This window comes from Dolosigranulum pigrum ATCC 51524 (genome assembly GCF_000245815.1).
Classification (GTDB): Bacteria; Bacillota; Bacilli; order Lactobacillales; family Carnobacteriaceae_A; genus Dolosigranulum; species Dolosigranulum pigrum.
This window is the reverse complement of sequence record NZ_JH601103.1, coordinates 58,368-75,513: the sequence shown is the minus strand read 5'-3', so window position 1 is coordinate 75,513 and position 17,146 is coordinate 58,368. Positions and strand designations below refer to the sequence as shown.

General features: G+C 41.0%; 13 protein-coding genes. 10 read left to right on the top strand and 3 right to left on the bottom strand.

The genetic code is table 11. From position 1 onward, the window contains the following. Positions 1 to 250 precede the first annotated feature (250 nt). Both rsxC and HMPREF9703_RS00315 read left to right on the top strand, forming a co-directional pair. Positions 251 to 1,579, top strand: coding sequence for an electron transport complex subunit RsxC (gene rsxC / locus HMPREF9703_RS00320; RefSeq protein WP_004634604.1), 1,329 nt, complete (start codon positions 251 to 253; stop codon positions 1,577 to 1,579). 2 nt (positions 1,580 to 1,581) lie between these two features. Beyond that, a complete protein-coding gene (locus HMPREF9703_RS00315; protein ID WP_004634602.1) occupies positions 1,582 to 2,646 on the top strand; it encodes an RnfABCDGE type electron transport complex subunit D in 1,065 nt (354 codons plus the stop codon). A gap of 60 nt (positions 2,647 to 2,706) precedes the next feature. On the opposite strand, the gene HMPREF9703_RS00310 is transcribed toward HMPREF9703_RS00315, so the two are convergent. Both HMPREF9703_RS00310 and HMPREF9703_RS00305 read right to left on the bottom strand, forming a co-directional pair. Further along, positions 2,707 to 3,273 (bottom strand): chromate transporter, encoded by a 567-nt coding sequence (locus HMPREF9703_RS00310; protein WP_004634600.1) that lies wholly within the window; start codon positions 3,271 to 3,273, stop codon positions 2,707 to 2,709. Beyond that, entirely contained in the window at positions 3,270 to 3,827 is a 558-nt protein-coding gene (locus HMPREF9703_RS00305; protein WP_004634598.1) for a chromate transporter, read from the bottom strand. The genes HMPREF9703_RS00310 and HMPREF9703_RS00305 overlap by 4 nt, the downstream gene beginning before the upstream one ends. A gap of 201 nt (positions 3,828 to 4,028) precedes the next feature. On the opposite strand from HMPREF9703_RS00305, the gene gorA reads away from it, so the two are divergent. Beyond that, entirely contained in the window at positions 4,029 to 5,387 is a 1,359-nt protein-coding gene (gorA, locus tag HMPREF9703_RS00300) for a glutathione-disulfide reductase (RefSeq protein WP_004634597.1), read from the top strand. Positions 5,388 to 5,473: 86 nt separating this feature from the next. On the opposite strand, the gene HMPREF9703_RS00295 is transcribed toward gorA, so the two are convergent. Further along, on the bottom strand, positions 5,474 to 6,343 hold the full coding sequence (locus tag HMPREF9703_RS00295) for a helix-turn-helix domain-containing protein (RefSeq protein WP_004634595.1): 870 nt from the start codon (positions 6,341 to 6,343) through the stop codon (positions 5,474 to 5,476). A 174-nt stretch (positions 6,344 to 6,517) separates the two neighbouring features. Here HMPREF9703_RS00295 and HMPREF9703_RS00290 point away from each other — a divergent pair, with 174 nt between their 5' ends. The 7 genes from HMPREF9703_RS00290 to HMPREF9703_RS00265 all read left to right on the top strand — a co-directional run bounded on the left by HMPREF9703_RS00290 (position 6,518) and on the right by HMPREF9703_RS00265 (position 17,144). After that, a complete protein-coding gene (locus tag HMPREF9703_RS00290) occupies positions 6,518 to 7,711 on the top strand; it encodes an MFS transporter (RefSeq protein ID WP_004634594.1) in 1,194 nt (397 codons plus the stop codon). Between the two features lie 93 nt (positions 7,712 to 7,804). Continuing rightward, positions 7,805 to 7,927 carry a hypothetical protein gene (locus HMPREF9703_RS09155; protein WP_004634592.1) on the top strand — a complete coding sequence of 41 codons (123 nt, stop codon included), beginning with the start codon at positions 7,805 to 7,807 and terminating at the stop codon, positions 7,925 to 7,927. Between the two features lie 340 nt (positions 7,928 to 8,267). Further along, complete coding sequence (locus HMPREF9703_RS00285; RefSeq protein ID WP_050815196.1) at positions 8,268 to 9,671, top strand: NCS2 family permease; 1,404 nt, start codon at positions 8,268 to 8,270, stop codon at positions 9,669 to 9,671. Positions 9,672 to 9,842: 171 nt separating this feature from the next. Beyond that, positions 9,843 to 11,813: a S9 family peptidase gene (locus HMPREF9703_RS00280; protein ID WP_004634588.1), complete on the top strand. Its 1,971-nt coding sequence runs from the start codon at positions 9,843 to 9,845 to the stop codon at positions 11,811 to 11,813. Between the two features lie 142 nt (positions 11,814 to 11,955). Next, on the top strand, positions 11,956 to 12,516 hold the full coding sequence (gene pth, locus HMPREF9703_RS00275) for an aminoacyl-tRNA hydrolase (RefSeq protein ID WP_004634586.1): 561 nt from the start codon (positions 11,956 to 11,958) through the stop codon (positions 12,514 to 12,516). Positions 12,517 to 12,565: 49 nt separating this feature from the next. Next, positions 12,566 to 16,090: a transcription-repair coupling factor gene (gene mfd, locus HMPREF9703_RS00270; protein ID WP_004634583.1), complete on the top strand. Its 3,525-nt coding sequence runs from the start codon at positions 12,566 to 12,568 to the stop codon at positions 16,088 to 16,090. A gap of 1 nt (position 16,091) precedes the next feature. Continuing rightward, positions 16,092 to 17,144, top strand: a complete 1,053-nt coding sequence (locus HMPREF9703_RS00265; RefSeq protein ID WP_004634581.1) for a MazG nucleotide pyrophosphohydrolase domain-containing protein — start codon at positions 16,092 to 16,094, stop codon at positions 17,142 to 17,144. Positions 17,145 to 17,146 lie beyond the last annotated feature (2 nt).

The following is a 17,146-nucleotide window of genomic DNA, read 5'->3' as shown; positions in this document are numbered from 1 at the left end:
ATCAATTTGCGTCAAGTATGCAGTATAACCACTCTCTACGCTACTTTGCAAAGCGATTGTGTGTTTTTTAAACGCTAAATTAATGGTAAAAAAATTTGAATTTTCTCTTTTAATTAGAATTACAGTAAGGTATACTGTAATTATTAGGCGTTTTATTTGTTTTTTGAGAAAAATATTTTTAATAATGAGAATATAGTAGATGACGGGAAGTATCAGGTACATAGTGATAGGGTTAGAAAGGATGTTGGCTATGAGATTTTCATTTATGCGTAAAGAACAAGGCTCACACCCAGATGATAAGAAGGGCTATACAGAACATAAACCGATTGAAGAAGCATCGGTACCGAAGATTATGGTGTTCCCTGTTTCCATGCATATCGGTGCACCAGCTGAACCAATTGTTGAGGTTGGTGATCAAGTGAAAGTTGGGCAGAAGATTGCTGAAGAAGGAGGATTCATCTCTGCTCACGTATATTCGTCTGTATCAGGAGAAGTGATTGGGATTGAAGAACGTCCATCAGCAGGTGGCGGTGCAGTGAATAGTATTATTATCAAAAATGATTACCAGTATACCAAGGCTGATCCTATTATTGAACCGGGTCGTGCCAGTGAGTTAACTAATGATGAGATTACAGATACCGTTCGTAAAGCCGGTATTGTTGGAATGGGTGGGGCGACTTTCCCCACAGCGGTTAAGTTATCTCCGCCACCGAGTAGTATGATTGATACAATTATTCTAAATGGGGCCGAATGTGAACCTTATTCAACAAGTGATCATCGTGTGATGTTAGAGTATGCAGATGAGATTGCACAAGGTATTGAACTTGTTGAGCGCTTGTACCCGCAGTTGGCTAACATCTATGTTGGAATTGAAGACAACAAAATGGATGCCATTAAAGTCATGAAAGAAGCAACCGCCCACATCGATAAAGTAACCGTTCAACCGTTGCCGTCTAAGTACCCACAAGGATCAGAGAAAAACTTAATTCAGAATTTAACAGGGCGAGAAGTCCAACCAGGAACATTGCCGGCAGATAATCATATCATTCTAATGAATGTTTCTACTTGTCGGCAAATATGGCGTGCTTGCGAATTGGGTGAACCACTCATTGAACGAATTGTCTCAGTTGCCGGAGATCCAATTAAAGAGCCGAAGAACTTAAAAGTTAAAATCGGAACCCCAATGGATTCATTAATTGAAGATTGTGGTGGCTTCACCGCAGTTCCGGGTAAAGTACTCTCTGGTGGGCCAATGATGGGGAAAGCCTGTGATGACTTAGGAACTCCAATCATTAAAGGGATGACAGCTGTAACCGTTCTGACCCCGCAAGAAGCCGAAGTGGGTGAGCGCCAAGACTGTATTATGTGTGCGGAATGTCTTCACGTCTGTCCGGTTAGTTTACAACCGATCCTTATTTCAGAAGCTTTTGAACGTGGGGATATTGATAAGGCGAAGGAACTTGGCGCCATGGATTGTATCGAATGTGGGAACTGTTCATTCATCTGTCCATCAAAGATTCCGCTCTTAGAAAATATTCGTGGAGCGAAAGCAGCTATTAAAGCAGCAGAGGAGGGCTAAGGATGGCAGGCACAATCAATATCAAAGATGTCGAAAGCAAATTACAGACAGGGCCATCGCCTCATATTCGCAATCCGCGAACATCTAAGCAAGTCATGACAGAAGTAATCATTGCCTTGATCCCTCCGATTATCGCAGCCATCTACTTCTTCGGTTGGTGGGTATTCGTCCAACTCGGAGTTGCCCTGCTTGTTTCGGTCCTATCAGAATATGGTTATCAGAAGCTAACCTATCAAAAGGTAACCCTTCATGACCGTAGCGTTTATGTGACAGGTCTTTTATTGGGGCTAAGTTTTCCTATCTCAGCTCCACTCTGGGTTGTTGCGGTGGCGGCCTTTATCGCTGTTTTTATTATTAAGCATTGGAATTTTGGGCTCGGTGGTGGACTCGGGAAGAATTATCTGAACCCAGCCTTAACAGCCCGGGTGATCGCCAAAGTATTCTTTACGCCATTTTTTGCTAATTGGGTCTTGCCGAAAGGATTCTTCGCTGGCCCATACGGCGGCTATCATGTCGATTACGTGACGACGGCTACACCCCTTGAGTATCTGAGCCGTGGCGCAACTGAAGTGGCTGAAGCTGTTCCTGAATTATGGGAAATGTTTCTCGGTGTCAACATGGGTGGAAACATCGGGGAAACATCGAAATTAGCCATCTTAATCGGAATGATTTACTTAATCGTCAGACGCGTTATTAATCCAAAGATTCCAATTTTGTTTATCCTATCAACAGTGACTGTCGCTTGTTTCTGGTCCGGATTTAACTTGGAATATATGATGGCTCACGCCTTGAGCGGCACCTTATTTTTTGCCGCAACCTATATGGCAACTGACTACAGTTCGGGTGCATTAACACCGGATGGGAAGACCGTCTTTGCCATTGCCGGTGGACTCCTAACAGGGATTTTGCGTATTGCTGTTGGTTTCCCAGGCGCCATTGGTATCGCTATTATTATAATGAATATTGCGGCACCATTCATTGACTCCTGGTTCTTACCGCGCATTTATGGACACAAATCTCGTCCAGAACGCTCATTGAACCGCCAGAGTACAAGTTTACAAAAATAAGAAAACATACAAAAAGGCAATGCTTACCATTCCGTGAGCATTGCCTTTTCGCTGTTCTTTTTATATAAAACTGTAAATCATCATACCTAGCCCACCGCATAGGAGAATTACTTTGATCGGTGATAGTTGGTACTTGCGAATACCAGTGAAGCCGATAGCAAAAAGTAAAACATTCACCAGATTAATGTTGCTTAGCGTCAATAAAGGCTGATCTGTTGTCTGAAAGAGTGCATTAAGGAAAATAGTAAGTCCAGCTGAGGCAATTAAGGCCACTACAGCTGGGCGTAATCCTTCGACTACTCCTTGAAATAAGCGCAACTGCCGGAACTTGAAGTAAAGATAGGCAATCAGTATGACAATAACGAAAGAAGGTAGTACGACACCGATTGTCGCTACAATCCCTCCGAATACCCCCGCAATACGGTTACCAGAAAATGTTGCTGCATTGACAGCGATAGGTCCCGGTGTCATCTCAGAAAGCGTCAAGATATCGATAAATTCTTGCGTTGTCAGCCAACCGTGATTGACGACTAGTTGCTCTTCAATCAAAGGGAGCACCGCATAGCCACCACCGAAACCAAGTGCCCCTACAAGCATGAATGTCAGAAGTAATTCAAGATAAATCATACTGAGTCGCCCTCCTTAAGTGTCGTGATCAGTCCGATTAAACCCGCCCCGAATAAAATCCATAAAATATGAACATGGAAGCCAACAACTAAGATAAAGGCACCGATCATGACGAGGATGGGCACAAGTTTTTGCTGATCAATAATGCGACGCGCCATCTTATAGACGACATTGACAATAATCGCAGCAACACCTGCTGACATGCCAAGTAGCATATTGTTCACATACGGATTATCGCGAACAAGCAAATAAATATAGGATAAACCGGTCATAATCAATAGGGGTGGGAGGACAGTGCCTAAAGTAGAAACCACCGCTCCAAGTACCCCCAACCGTTGATACCCGATCAACACCGACGTATTGACAGCGATCGCACCCGGCGCCGATTGTCCAAGAGCAATTAAGTCCAACATCTCATCATAATCAATCCAACCTAATTCCTTTACGAATTTATCTTCCATTAAGGGCACAATCACATATCCGCCTCCGAACGTGAAGGCACTTAAATAAAACATTGAGGTAAATAATTCCCAATACGATGCACGTTTTTCCACATAAACTCTCCTTTATCTTTAGAACTATTTCTTTAAGTATACTCTTGTCTGAGCTAAGTTTCAAAAGGATTATCGCAAACTATACAAATTTATGTAGAGCTAGCCAGTTGAAAAGAAATTTATTTAGTAAACAGAATAATTGCTATTAATCCGGCAAAAGTGGTATATTGTGAGTGGAATTGATAATAGGAAGGTGATTAGATGAGTGAAACGCATTTTGATTATTTAGTAATTGGTGGCGGTAGTGGCGGGATTGCTTCGGCAAATCGTGCCGGTGAACGTGGGGCAAAAGTGGCCCTGATTGAAGCCAACGAGTTAGGCGGTACTTGTGTCAACCTTGGCTGTGTACCGAAAAAAGTGATGTGGTATGTATCTCAACTCTTGGATGATATTAAGTTATATGGAGAAGGATATGGTCTTGAGCTAACAGATGCACCACAGTTAAATTTTGAGCGTCTAGTGACGAACCGTGAGAATTACATTGATTTCTTACATGGGGCGTATAAGCGCGGACTTGACCATAATCATGTTCAGTTGATTAGAGGTTATGCTAAATTCGTCGGACCAAAAACTGTTGCAGTAGATGGAACGGAATATACCGCTGATCATATCTTAGTGGCTCCTGGTGGACGTCCGAGTCGCTTACCGATTGAAGGAGGCGACCTAGGAATTGTCTCTGATGATGTCTTCGCAATGACGGAATTACCGAAGCGTATTGCTGTGTATGGAGCAGGTTATATCGGGGTGGAACTGGCTGGAGTATTCCACTCATTTGGAGTCGATACGCACTTATTCTTCCGGAAAGAGTTGCCATTAACTGAGTTCGATACCCTCATTCGTGAAGGATACCGCGATATCGCAACAGAAGAAGGCGCGCATATTCACGGGAATAAACCGATCGATAAGGTGACAAAAGAAGCAGACGGAACGTTAGTGATGCACTTCTCAGATGGAACAACCCATGAAACAGACGAGATTATCTGGGCAACAGGTCGCCAACCGAGCACCGATAACCTGGGCCTAGAACATACAGCAGTCGAATTAGATAACAAGGGCTATATTAAAGTAGATAAATATCAAAATACAACAGCAGACGGTATTTATTCAGTCGGTGATGTGATTGGAAAAGTCGAATTAACGCCAGTTGCCATTGCACAAGGTCGTCAACTGTCAGAACGCTTATTTGGTGGTAAACCAGATGCACACGTGAATCATGAAAATATTCCAACCGTTGTCTTCACCCACCCACCTATTGGCACAGTGGGACTAACCGAACGAGATGCACGTGAACAATATGGTGATGATCAAGTCACGATCTATACGAATAGCTTTACCGCTATGCATAGCTCAATAACAGCGCACCGTCAACGCACTCATATGAAACTGGTCTGTGTCGGTGATGATGAACGCGTCGTCGGCTTGCACGGAATTGGTGCGGGCATGGATGAGATGTTACAAGGATTTGCCGTAGCGATCAAGATGGGCGCGACTAAACAAGACTTTGACGATACAATTGCCATCCACCCGACCTCAGCTGAAGAATTTGTCACAATGAGATAACCTGATGATAGAGAAAAGCACGACATTGCCAGAGATGGAGAGTCGTGCTTTTTTGATATTTGTAGAGAAAACTGTAGTGAACGCAATCACTTATGTGCTGCCTGTTTACTAGTCATCTGTTCTTCAATTTGAAGCAGAGTTCGTTCAATATATGGAAGCAATGCCACATTATTCTTTAGCTTAGCAATTGTTAAAGCAGTTTGCGTATGTTCTAAAGCTAAATTCAACTTACCAATTTCTTTGTAAGAGTCTCCCAAAAGCAATTGTAAATCATCTAATAATTGAAGAGACTGATGATCAATAATAAATTGGATAGCTTGTTTAGATTTGAAAATTGAATCTTTATAATTATTAGTTTCGGCAAACATTAGTGCTTGGTGGTAATAAATTATAATTTGCATATTATATGGTACACAACCATTCTTAGATAAATCTTCAGCTTGTGAAAGGTAATCGATAGCTTCTTCGTAATTATTTAAGTCTGAATAAGTGTTCGATAGAGCGATTAATATACGAGACTTTAATTTTAAATCGGAACAATTTTCTAAACCTTGCTTAAAGTTAGAAATACCTTTGTCAATTTGATCATACACACGAATGTTAATAATCCCTGTAATCCAATTGTAGAAGCAGGGATTGTTTTGCTTAATAGTTTGGAAAAGTGGATGGTCAGTAATAAATGACTTAAGTCCTGGATAGTCTCGCTGATCTAAAAGGATATTTACTTGAGAATAAAACTGTTGCAACATATTTTTCTCTGTACTCTCAAATAATAAATCATGTAGGGAAATATTTAATTTGTCCGCAATAGCTTGTAAAGTCTTAATATCAGGAGAGATGATTTCTTTCTCAATTTTAGAAATAACCCCCTGACTCGTAATATTTTCTGCCAACTTTGATTGTGTAAAACCCTTTTCTTTCCGTAATTGACGAATATTGTGTGCATAATAAATCACATTGAAAACTCCCTTTGTTCTGATTGATATAATCATTATACAGGAAATAGATAACCAATAAAATAAAGGATAAAAAAATGTTTTAATTCATATATGAATTTAAAATTGAAAATAATTCATCTAAATGGTAATATACATAGAGGTATATTTCATAAAAAATATTGGAGGGGAAATATGTTTAAAAAAATAATGTTTTCAGATGTTATATCCACATTATTATCTAGTGCTATTGGCATATACATCTATTGGTATGCATATGATATTAGCGGAAATCAGTTTGCAATATCTTTAATTGGAGCGAGTCAATTATTTGCAATCTTTTTGTCTACTGTTGGGGGAGGATTGACGGATAAATTTAATAAAGTTACTTTTATAAAATGCGTTATACTCGCTAAAGTATCAATCTCTTTGATCGTATTAGTTATTGATTCGATGAGGGTTAACTTAATTATATCATTGATGATATACATGTTTGTAACTACTGTATTAAATAGTTTGATATCGCCAACTATGGAAGCAATTGTTCCAATATTGTCAAAAGATGAAGAAGAATTATATCGCTTGAATGCATGGGTAAATTCTTACACTCAAATTTTTAACATTGTAGGAATATTATTATCGGCTGTTTTTGTTGCTTTTTTTACATTTAATCATATTGTTTGGATAGCAGTAGTTCTGAATTTGATAGCATTTGTTACGATTTACAAAGTGGAGTTGAATGAAAAAGAAAATAGGAACACTGAAAATGTTCTATCTAATATAAAGAGTGGCATCAAATATATTATGGATACATCCTATATTAAAAACTTGATTCCAATAGCATTAATAATGAATTTTTGTTTCTGGAGTATTTCTTTGTTATTACCAAAAATTTCAATAGATTCTTTTGGTTTTTTAGATTCCTCATATAGTTTTTTAAAGTTGTTTTTTGCTTTAGGAGGGATAGCAGGTGGATTATATTTTGCAAAGTATTCTGAGACATGGAAGAATAAATTTAAGTTATTTTACAGTTGTTTATTTTTGCAAAGTATTTTTTTGGTATTGATTGGAATAAATTTAAGAGTATTTGATGGGATGCTATCATATAGTCTGTTGCTTATTCTATGGGGAAGTTATGCAGTTGTTAATACTGTTATGTCTATTGTTTACTTTGGCAGCATTCAGAAGAGTGTTCCTGAATATATTATTGGAAGTGTGATTGGTTCGATTTTAACGATATTTTCATTAGTTAATCCTTTAGCTGCGATAGCATCAGGATATTTAACAAAATTTATGAGTGCTCCAACCCTTATTATCGTATTTTCATTCCTTATGTTGATCACTTCATTATTGACAGTTAAGGTGAAAGATTTAAATGAAGCATTTTAAGGAAATGAAGAAATGACAACTTTTCGAGAATTTCATAATAAATCTCTACTGATTTTAAAAAGAAAGCAGTTAAACCTAAGATAGGAATTGTGTATGATAAAAAATGATGGGGAAAGTTACGGTGATATTTTAGAAAAAATGATAGAAGAAGATAATCGGGAATATAGAATAATTGACTATTGGGTAATGGTCTGCGATGTTAAACAGGTTTCATAATGAGGTATGACGGGATAATATAGCATAAACTTTCGTTAGTCGTGGTTTGGAAGGACTAGCGGAAGTTTTTTATTTTGGGGATGTGAATAAGTCTGACCTGTCTTAATATGATGGAGATATGTTTGGTCTATTGTAACAGAATAGTAGTGAACTAACTCAATGTACAATGTATAAAACCGAAAGAAATAATTTTAATTATAAAAATCATTCGTTTTAACTTGAAATAACACGTGGATTACCGTATGATGAATAGGTAATATTAATAATAGAGAGGGTTTTGTTTGTGTTAGAGCGGTTATTTAAGTTGGAGGAGAATGGAACAACGATAGGGACGGAAGTGATGGCGGGGCTGACAACCTTTTTCGCGATGAGTTATATTGTGTTTGTAAATCCAGATATTTTGTCATTGACGGGGATGCCGACGCTAGCAGTATTTATGGCAACGGTGCTATCGGCAGCGATCGGAACGTTGGTATTATCACTGTATGCAAATGTACCCTATGCCCAAGCACCGGGGATGGGGCTGAATGCTTTCTTTACGTATACCGTTGTGTTCGCTCTCGGATTTTCCTGGCAAGAAGCCCTCTTCATGGTGTTTTTAACATCTATAGTAGGTGTGTTGATCACCATTACACCGATTCGACGTCAAATTATTGTCTCTATTCCTGAATCGATTCAACATGCAATTGGCGGTGGAATAGGCGTATTTGTCTCTTATATTGGCTTGAAGAATGCTGAATTATTGTCATTCACAGCAGATGGGGCAGATGTCTTATCAGTGAATGGGGCACCTTATGCGGGAGAAGCAGTGGGAGAGGCAATCGGTTCTGTCACAATTGGTGGAGGCATTATTCCTGAATTAGGAAACTTTGCTAGTCCGTATACATTACTTGCGTTGATTGGTTTAGTCTTGACTATTGTGCTTATGCTGATGCGAGTGAAGGGTGCTATTTTAATAGGAATTGTTGTGACGACATTGATTGGGATTCCGATGGGGGTAACAGATTTATCGAGCTTATCTGATCCATCCACTTCTTATTTAACTGGCTTTAGCGAGTTGTCTCAGACATTCGGGGCCGCATTTGGTGCAGACGGGTTAGGTGCACTACTAGCGAATCCATCACGCTATCCTATTATTTTAGTAACGGTCTTTGCCTTTACCTTAACTGATGTATTTGATACGATTGGGACCTTTGTGGGGACAGGTCGTCGGACGGGCATCTTCACCCAAGAGGACTTGGAATCGATGAATAGCGGTGCAGGTTTGAATACAAAGATGGAAAAAGCGTTAATGGCCGATGTTGTAGCAACAGGTGTCGGGTCGATCTTAGGTACCTCTCCTGTGACAACTTTTGTGGAGAGTGCAGCGGGGATTGGTGCTGGTGGTCGCACTGGACTGACAAGTTTCACGATTGCCGTGCTATTCACTATTACGATGTTCTTCTCGCCACTGATGTTGGTAGTCCCTGGAGCAGCAACGGCACCGGCCTTGATTGTTGTGGGAATCTTGATGATGTCAGCTTTTTCAGAAGTGAATTGGGACAATATGTATGAAGCTGTCCCAGCCTTCTTTACCGCTATTTTTATGGGATTTTCTTACAGCATTTCATATGGAATCGCAGCGGGCTTCTTATTTTACATCATCTCCAAAGCTGCTCAACGCGAACTCAAGAGCGTCTCAATCGTCATCTGGATCACCACAATTCTCTTTATTCTGAACTTTATTATACTAGCGTTTATTTAAATAAATAATTATTTATTTAAATAGAAATTTATTCCAATAGTTATAGTGATTTTCTTACAAAATAAAAATCAAAACAAGCTACTATTACTTTAGATAGCTTGTTTTTAGTTGGACGGTGATTTCTTTTTCCGGTAAAATAAAGTTACCTTAAAAGCTTAGAGGAGTTATGATATGTCAGTTATGACCAATGAGAGTTTATATGAGATTAAGACGGTTTCGGAGCCGGTTGTTCATCAGGATCAGGTGTTTTTTGTTGAGACGTTGGTGGATGAAGAAGAGAATAATTATCAGAAAACAATTTACTGTGTGAATCAGAAGACGGGGGAGAAGGTGCATTGGGGTGATGGTGGTCAGAGCAATACCTCGTTGGCGCTGTCGCCGAATGCCAAGTGGTTGTCTTATCTGTCTACTAATACGGACAATAATAAGCCGCAATTGTTTATTATTCCGCTGTCAGGGGGTTCGGCGGTCCAATTGACGGAAGAAGAACAAGGGGTGAGCACGTATAAGTGGACGCAGAACTCAGCGGGAATTTATTATCAGACCACGCAAGAAGCAGAGAAAGCGACAGAAGAAGAGGCCAAACAACAGCGCAAACTCCCTCAAAAAACAGTGATAACCAAAGTGAAATATAAATTAGACAAGGCGGGAATTTTGCCGACTAATCAGCTGTATCAGTTGAAAAAAGTTACGATCGCAACGCAAGCAACAGAGCTGATTATGGAGCGGTCAGATGCATTTTCTTTCCAATATGTTGCTCAGGATGAGAGTTATGTGTTGTTCGGGGACCGGCTGCATCCTGATGATGAGTGGGCAAGTGGGACAACGGTTTATAAGTATCATTTGGCGACAAAAGATGTGCGTGCGTTGACTCGTGATATTCCGGAAGGTAATTTTTATTTTGTTGGAGCGAATGAGACGGAAGAGACCTATTTGTTGGTGGGGAATGATTTTCAGTATAAGTTTGTCACGCTTGATCAATTGTATGCGTATGATGTCGTTACGGGTAAGTTGACTTGTCTGACCCATGACTTGGATAAAAATGTCGGAGATGTCTTAATTGGTGATACGGCACAAAATGTACAAGGTTTTCCAGTTGAATGGTTAGATAATGAGACATTTTTATTTCCAGTGACGGACCAAGGGAAGATTGTCTTGTATAAAGGGTCGTTGGATGGGCAGTTAGAGGTGTTTGTGGATGAGTGCCAGCATGTAATGGATGGGACGTTAAGTGCCTGTCGATCGCAACTAGTAGCTGTTCGCTCAACATTTACAGAGCCGAGTGAGTTAGGATTAATTGATTTGAGCACGGGGGAATGGACGGCGATTTATAATCCGAATGAGTCGTTTAGCCAGACATATCAAGTGATGGAGCCTGAGCGTTTTTGGTATGAGAGTACGGATGGTGAAGCCAAGATCCAAGGATGGTATGTGCCGCCCGTGCAGGTAAATAATCAACATCCAGTTGTTTTGTATGTACATGGGGGACCGCAAGTTGCTTACGGGGAAACGTTCTTCCATGAGATGCACGTCTTGTCCGCACAAGGTTATGGTGTACTTATGATTAATCCACGCGGGAGCAATGGCTATGGGCAAGCATTTGTGGCCGCTATTTTAGGTGATTATGGGAATAAGGATTATGATGATTTGCTGTTAGGGCTAGATACGATTCTTGAGCAACATCCAGAAATCGACAAGGGTGAACTCTATGTTGCGGGTGGCAGTTATGGTGGCTTTATGACGAATTGGATCGTGGGACATACTGATCGCTTCAAGCGGGCGGTCACACAACGTTGTATTTCGAATTGGGTAAGTTTTTACGGTGCTAGTGATATTGGGCCATTCTTTAATGAATATCAGTTGGGGGCTGATTTATCTGATGTTACGGCGCTGTGGAATATGTCGCCACTCAAGTATGCTCATCAAGTGAAGACTCCACTGCTTATTCTACATGGAGAAGAAGATCTACGTTGTCCGCTGAGCCAAGCTCAAGAGATGTACATCGCCATGAAAAAGTACCGTAACGAGACGAAGCTGATTACGTATCCGCAGTCTAGTCATGGACTTTCGCGAGAAGGATTGCCTAATTTACGAATGGAGCGCTTAACAGATATTCAAGATTGGTTCAAAGCGGCAGAATAATGACTTAGGTGGCTAGATTGAGGTTATTTAAGCCAAAAAGTCGCACGGGTAGAACTTATATGTTATAATAAGCGGTGACGATAACTGGGGAGCGTGTATCCCCGGTTTTTTCACGTGTCTGATAAGAATAAAGGAGATCAAGATGAAATTAATTATTGGGCTAGGTAATCCTGGCAAAAAATATGAGGGAACAAAGCATAATATTGGATTTATTACAATTGATGAATTAGCGCATCAGCTTGGCATTACGTTGAATAAAAGTAAATTTGAATCGACGTATGGTGAAGCGCGGATTGGAACAGAAAAAGTCATTCTGATTAAACCGCAAACATTTATGAATAATTCGGGGCGCTCCGTCCGACCGTGGTTAGATTACTATGATTTATCGACGGATGATGTCTTGGTTATTTATGATGATTTAGATTTACCGGTCGGCAAGGTTCGCTTGCGTGAAGCGGGTGGTTCTGGGGGTCATAACGGAATTAAGAGCATTATTAATTATTTAAGTTCGAAGACATTCAATCGGATTAAGATTGGGATTGGGCGTCCTTATGCTGAGCAAACAGTGATATCGCATGTGATGAGTACGTTTCCGAAAGAAACACATGATGATATGTTAGTGGCTGTCCGTTCAGCGGTGGATGCCACGCGTTTTTGGGCAGAGGGGCATCCATTCCCTGAGACGATGAGCAAGTTTAATTAAGAGTGGGCGGTCGATTCAGAAAAGACTGCCGTAAGAGAGGGAGATTATTGTGTCATCATTAACCGATCGATTATTATCTCAGCCGTCTGTGCAAGAGGTATTACGTGCTTTACAACCAAATACATCCCATCTTCTAACAGGGATGGTGCGCTCAACACGAGGCTTATTATCTCAAGCAATGTACCAAAAACAACCTCAGAAAATCATCTGGGTAACAGAAAATACTTACCATGCTGGTCAATTAGCGACTGATTTAGCTGGAATGGTGGCGGAAGAGGATCTTTATGTATTTGAGACGAATGATGTATTACATGCAGAGTTGGCAGTGAGTTCTCCAGAAGCGCAGGCTGAGCGTATTCGCACTTTGGAATTTTTATCGTCCGATAGACCGGGGATTGCGATTATTCCACTGGCGGGGTTGCGTAAGTTGCTTCCCCCAGTGGAGGCATTTCAATCGTTGTTGTTTAGTGTAGCGTTAGGTGAAGAGGTTGAACTTAAACAGCTGACGAGTCATTTGGTTGATATGGGATATGTGAAGGAACAAAAAGTGACAAAGCCCGGCGAGTTTAGTGTACGCGGTGGGATTATTGATATTTATCCGATTACGGAGGCTCACCCGATTCGAGTGGAGCTGTTTGGCTCAGAAGTTGATTCACTGCGCTCCTTCGATGCAGATACGCAACGGTCGATTGCTAATTTAGCCGAGATGACTATTTTACCGGCACGAGATTATATGTTACTGCCTCAATATGCCGAGCAAGCTGCTGATCGTTTCAAGGTAGCTTATCAGAAGGCGTTAGAGAAGGCCGATAGTGATGAAAAAATTCAACGTCTGAGACAGTCTTTTGAATCGGTTCAAGATTCCTTGGAGGCTGGGGAGCAGAATCGTGAGTATATTAAGTTTCCGGATCTATTGTATCCAGACAAAACAAGTGTCCTTGATTATGTGCACGGAGAAGCCATTCTGTTGGTGGATGAATATCCGCGTGTGCGAGAAAATAATGCCCAGCTAGATACAGAAGAGGCAGAATGGGTTACTGGAGAACTGCAAGGTGGGCGATTGCTTCCGGGACAAGTCTTTTCACAGTCAGCTAAGGATATTCTAGCGGCTACCTCGCTTCCGATGCTTTATTTTTCTCTTTTCCGTAAAGGGATGGGGAGTGTGACGTTCGATAGTATTCATCATATTCATTCGCGACAAGCGCAGAAGTTCTTCGGTCAGATGAAGTTAATCCAGACAGAAATGACAGGTTGGCAGAAGAAAGATACGACTGTTATTGTGATGGGAAGTGACGAAGAGCGCCAAGGTGAAATTCATCGGACATTACAGGACTTTGAGATAGATGCGGTGATTAGTACGATTGATCAGATTCAGACGGGGAGCATTCAAGTTGTTGCTCATACGGTTCGAGAAGGATTTGAATTGATTGATGATAAACTGGTTGTACTGACGGAACAAGATCTCTTTAATAAAATACCGAAACGTCGCACGCGTCAGACGAAGCTATCGAATGCGGAACGATTGAAGAATTATAATGAACTGTCACCAGGGGATTATGTGGTGCATGTTCATCATGGTATTGGTGAATATGTGGGAATGGAGACCATGGAAATCGGTGGTGTGAACCAAGATTATCTTTCCGTGATGTATAAGAACAACTCGAAGCTGTTCATTCCCGTCACTCAGCTTAATTTATTACAAAAATATGTTGCTTCAGAAGGGCATACACCGAAAATCAATAAATTAGGAGGCACCTCTTGGGAGAAGACGAAGCGAAAAGTTGGCTCTCAAGTGGAAGATATTGCTGATGATTTAATCGAGCTTTATGCAGAACGTGAACGCCAAAAAGGTTATGCCTATCCTGCTGATAATGCTTATCAAAAAGAATTCGAAGCCGCTTTTCCTTATAGTGAAACAGATGATCAATTACGGTCAGCTAAAGAAATAAAAGAAGACTTACAAGAAGCAAAACCGATGGACCGCTTATTAGTTGGTGATGTTGGTTATGGGAAGACAGAAGTGGCTTTACGTGCTATTTTCAAAGTGGTTCAAGAAGGAAAACAAGCTGCTTTCCTCGTGCCGACAACGGTTCTCGCTCAGCAACATTATGAGACGATGATCGAACGTTTTGTCGATTTCCCAGTAGAGATTGGTATTTTAAGCCGATTCAAAACCCAAAAAGAAGTCAAAGAAACGATCTCACAGTTGAAAAAAGGCCAGCTGGATGTTGTAGTAGGGACACACCGCTTGTTGTCGAAAGATATTGTGTTTCAAGATTTGGGTCTGCTGGTGGTGGATGAAGAACAGCGCTTCGGGGTGAAGCATAAAGAACGTCTAAAAGATATGAAAACACAAGTCGATGTCTTGACACTGACAGCGACTCCGATTCCTCGGACGTTGCATATGTCGATGCTTGGGGTGCGAGATCTGTCTGTAATTGAGACCCCTCCAGCCAATCGTTATCCAGTCCAAACTTATGTGATGGAAATGAATAGTATCGTTATTCGGGAGGCGATTGAGCGCGAAATGGCTCGTGGGGGTCAGATTTTCTTCTTGCATAATCGGGTGAAGACTATTGAACGCCGTATGTTTGAATTGCAAGAATTAGTGCCAGATGCCCGGATTAGTTGCATTCATGGTCAGATGACGGAGACAGAATTGGAGAATCGTTTGTTTGAATTTTTATCTGGCGAATATGATGTGATCGTGACGACAACGATTATCGAGACCGGTGTTGACATGCCGAATGTGAATACATTAATTGTCGAAGATGCGGATCATATGGGCTTGTCGCAACTGTATCAATTACGTGGACGGGTAGGGCGTAGTAGTCGTGTGGCCTATGCTTACTTTATGCACCAGCCCGGAAAAGTTCTTACCGAAGTGAGTGAAAGCCGTCTACAAGCGATTAAAGATTTTACGGAGTTAGGTTCAGGGTTTAAGATTGCGATGCGTGACTTAGCGATTCGTGGGGCCGGTAACCTTCTAGGCAAGCAACAACACGGCTTTATCGATGCGGTTGGATTTGATTTGTATTCACAGATGTTGGAAGAAGCTGTTGAACGCAAGCAGAATAATGGGAAGTTGAAGAAAACAACACTTGAAATTGATGTTGCCATTAATGCCTACTTGCCGTCAGATTATATTCAAGATGAACGTCAAAAAATTGAACTCTATAAACGAATTCGCTCGCTTACCGGTCGTGAAGAGTACCGTGAATTACAAGAGGAACTCATTGATCGATTTGGAGAATACGACCAACAAGTAGCTGATTTACTCCAAATCGGGTTAATTAAATACTTCGGTGAACGTGCGTTAATAGAAAAAATTGCACGTCAGGATAAGACGATCCAGATTGATTTTTCAACAGAAGCTAGTCAGCAATTATCAGTGGAATGGTTGTTTAAGGCGCTTGGTGATACGACGTTACGTTCGGATATGAAAACTGAAGATCAATGGCAGCTGACCTTTAAATTAACCAAACGAACGACAAAAGAAGACTGGTTAAATAATTTGCTAATCTTTACTGAAGCGTTAGCTAATTTACGAGAATCAGCCGAGAAGGAGGCATAAGATGACTTATCCAATCGATATTATTGGACTTGGCGCTGGAACAATTGATCAATTGCCACTAGGGATTTATCGCAGAATTATGTCTGCCCAGCGACTTGTGGTCCGGACGAAAGATCATCCGGTTGTTGCGCAGCTAGCAGCAGAAGGTATTGAGATTAAAAGTTTTGATCATGTATATGAAGCTTGCAGCGATGACTTCGAGCAAGTGTATCAAGCCATTGTTGATGAATTATTGCAATTAGCAGAGCAACAACCGGTACTCTATGCGGTACCGGGGCATCCCGCTGTGGCAGAACGCACAACGGTTTTACTTCGGGAAAGTTCAGCCAATGTCACGGTGCTTGGCGGGAGTAGCTTTTTAGATGATATGTTCCAAGCAGTTGAAGTCGATCCGATTGATGGTTTCCAGCTAGTCGATAGTTTTGACTTAGCGAGCGATCAACTGAATCTAAATCAGCATCTGATTATTATGCAAGTGTTTAATTCCTTGATGGCGGGTGATGTGAAGTTGACCTTAATGGAACAATACCCATGGGAACATTCAGTTTTTATCGTGGATGCAGCGGGGACAGATCAGCAGCAGATTCAAGAAGTACCGCTTCATGAATTGGATCACTTCGACGGCACCTATAACTTACGCTCGGTATATGTCCCACCAGTTGAACGTCATGAGCAAGTGAATTCTTTTGGCTTGCTAGCTCATTATATTGATGAGATTATTTCAGCAGAAGGCGATCCATGGATTATCGATCAAACCAATCAGAGCCTGATTCCGTACTTGAAAGAAGAAACAGCGGAATTAATTGAAGCGATTGAGTCTGGAGATACGGATCATATGGTCGAAGAACTGGGCGATGTGCTGATGCAAGTTATGTATCATGCTCGAATTGGGGAATTAGCAGGTGAGTTTCAACTAGAGGATGTCTTAGCTGCGCTTAACCGCAAACTGTATCGCCGACATCCACATGTCTTTGGCGATGCAACAGCGAAAACGGCAGAAGAAGTTGAAATATTATGGCAACAAATCAAAGCACAAGAGAAGGGAGGCGATTAATT

Bases quoted from the DNA above. Each gene is read 5' to 3' on its own strand.
- rsxC (WP_004634604.1), top strand. From the start codon at position 251: ATGAGATTTTCATTTATGCGTAAAGAACAAGGCTCACACCCAGATGAT.
- HMPREF9703_RS00315 (WP_004634602.1), top strand. From the start codon at position 1,582: ATGGCAGGCACAATCAATATCAAAGATGTCGAAAGCAAATTACAGACA.
- HMPREF9703_RS00310 (WP_004634600.1), bottom strand. From the start codon at position 3,273: ATGATTTATCTTGAATTACTTCTGACATTCATGCTTGTAGGGGCACTT.
- gorA (WP_004634597.1), top strand. From the start codon at position 4,029: ATGAGTGAAACGCATTTTGATTATTTAGTAATTGGTGGCGGTAGTGGC.
- HMPREF9703_RS00290 (WP_004634594.1), top strand. From the start codon at position 6,518: ATGTTTAAAAAAATAATGTTTTCAGATGTTATATCCACATTATTATCT.
- HMPREF9703_RS09155 (WP_004634592.1), top strand. From the start codon at position 7,805: ATGATAAAAAATGATGGGGAAAGTTACGGTGATATTTTAGAAAAAATG.
- HMPREF9703_RS00285 (WP_050815196.1), top strand. From the start codon at position 8,268: ATGGCGGGGCTGACAACCTTTTTCGCGATGAGTTATATTGTGTTTGTA.
- HMPREF9703_RS00280 (WP_004634588.1), top strand. From the start codon at position 9,843: ATGTCAGTTATGACCAATGAGAGTTTATATGAGATTAAGACGGTTTCG.
- pth (WP_004634586.1), top strand. From the start codon at position 11,956: ATGAAATTAATTATTGGGCTAGGTAATCCTGGCAAAAAATATGAGGGA.
- HMPREF9703_RS00265 (WP_004634581.1), top strand. From the start codon at position 16,092: ATGACTTATCCAATCGATATTATTGGACTTGGCGCTGGAACAATTGAT.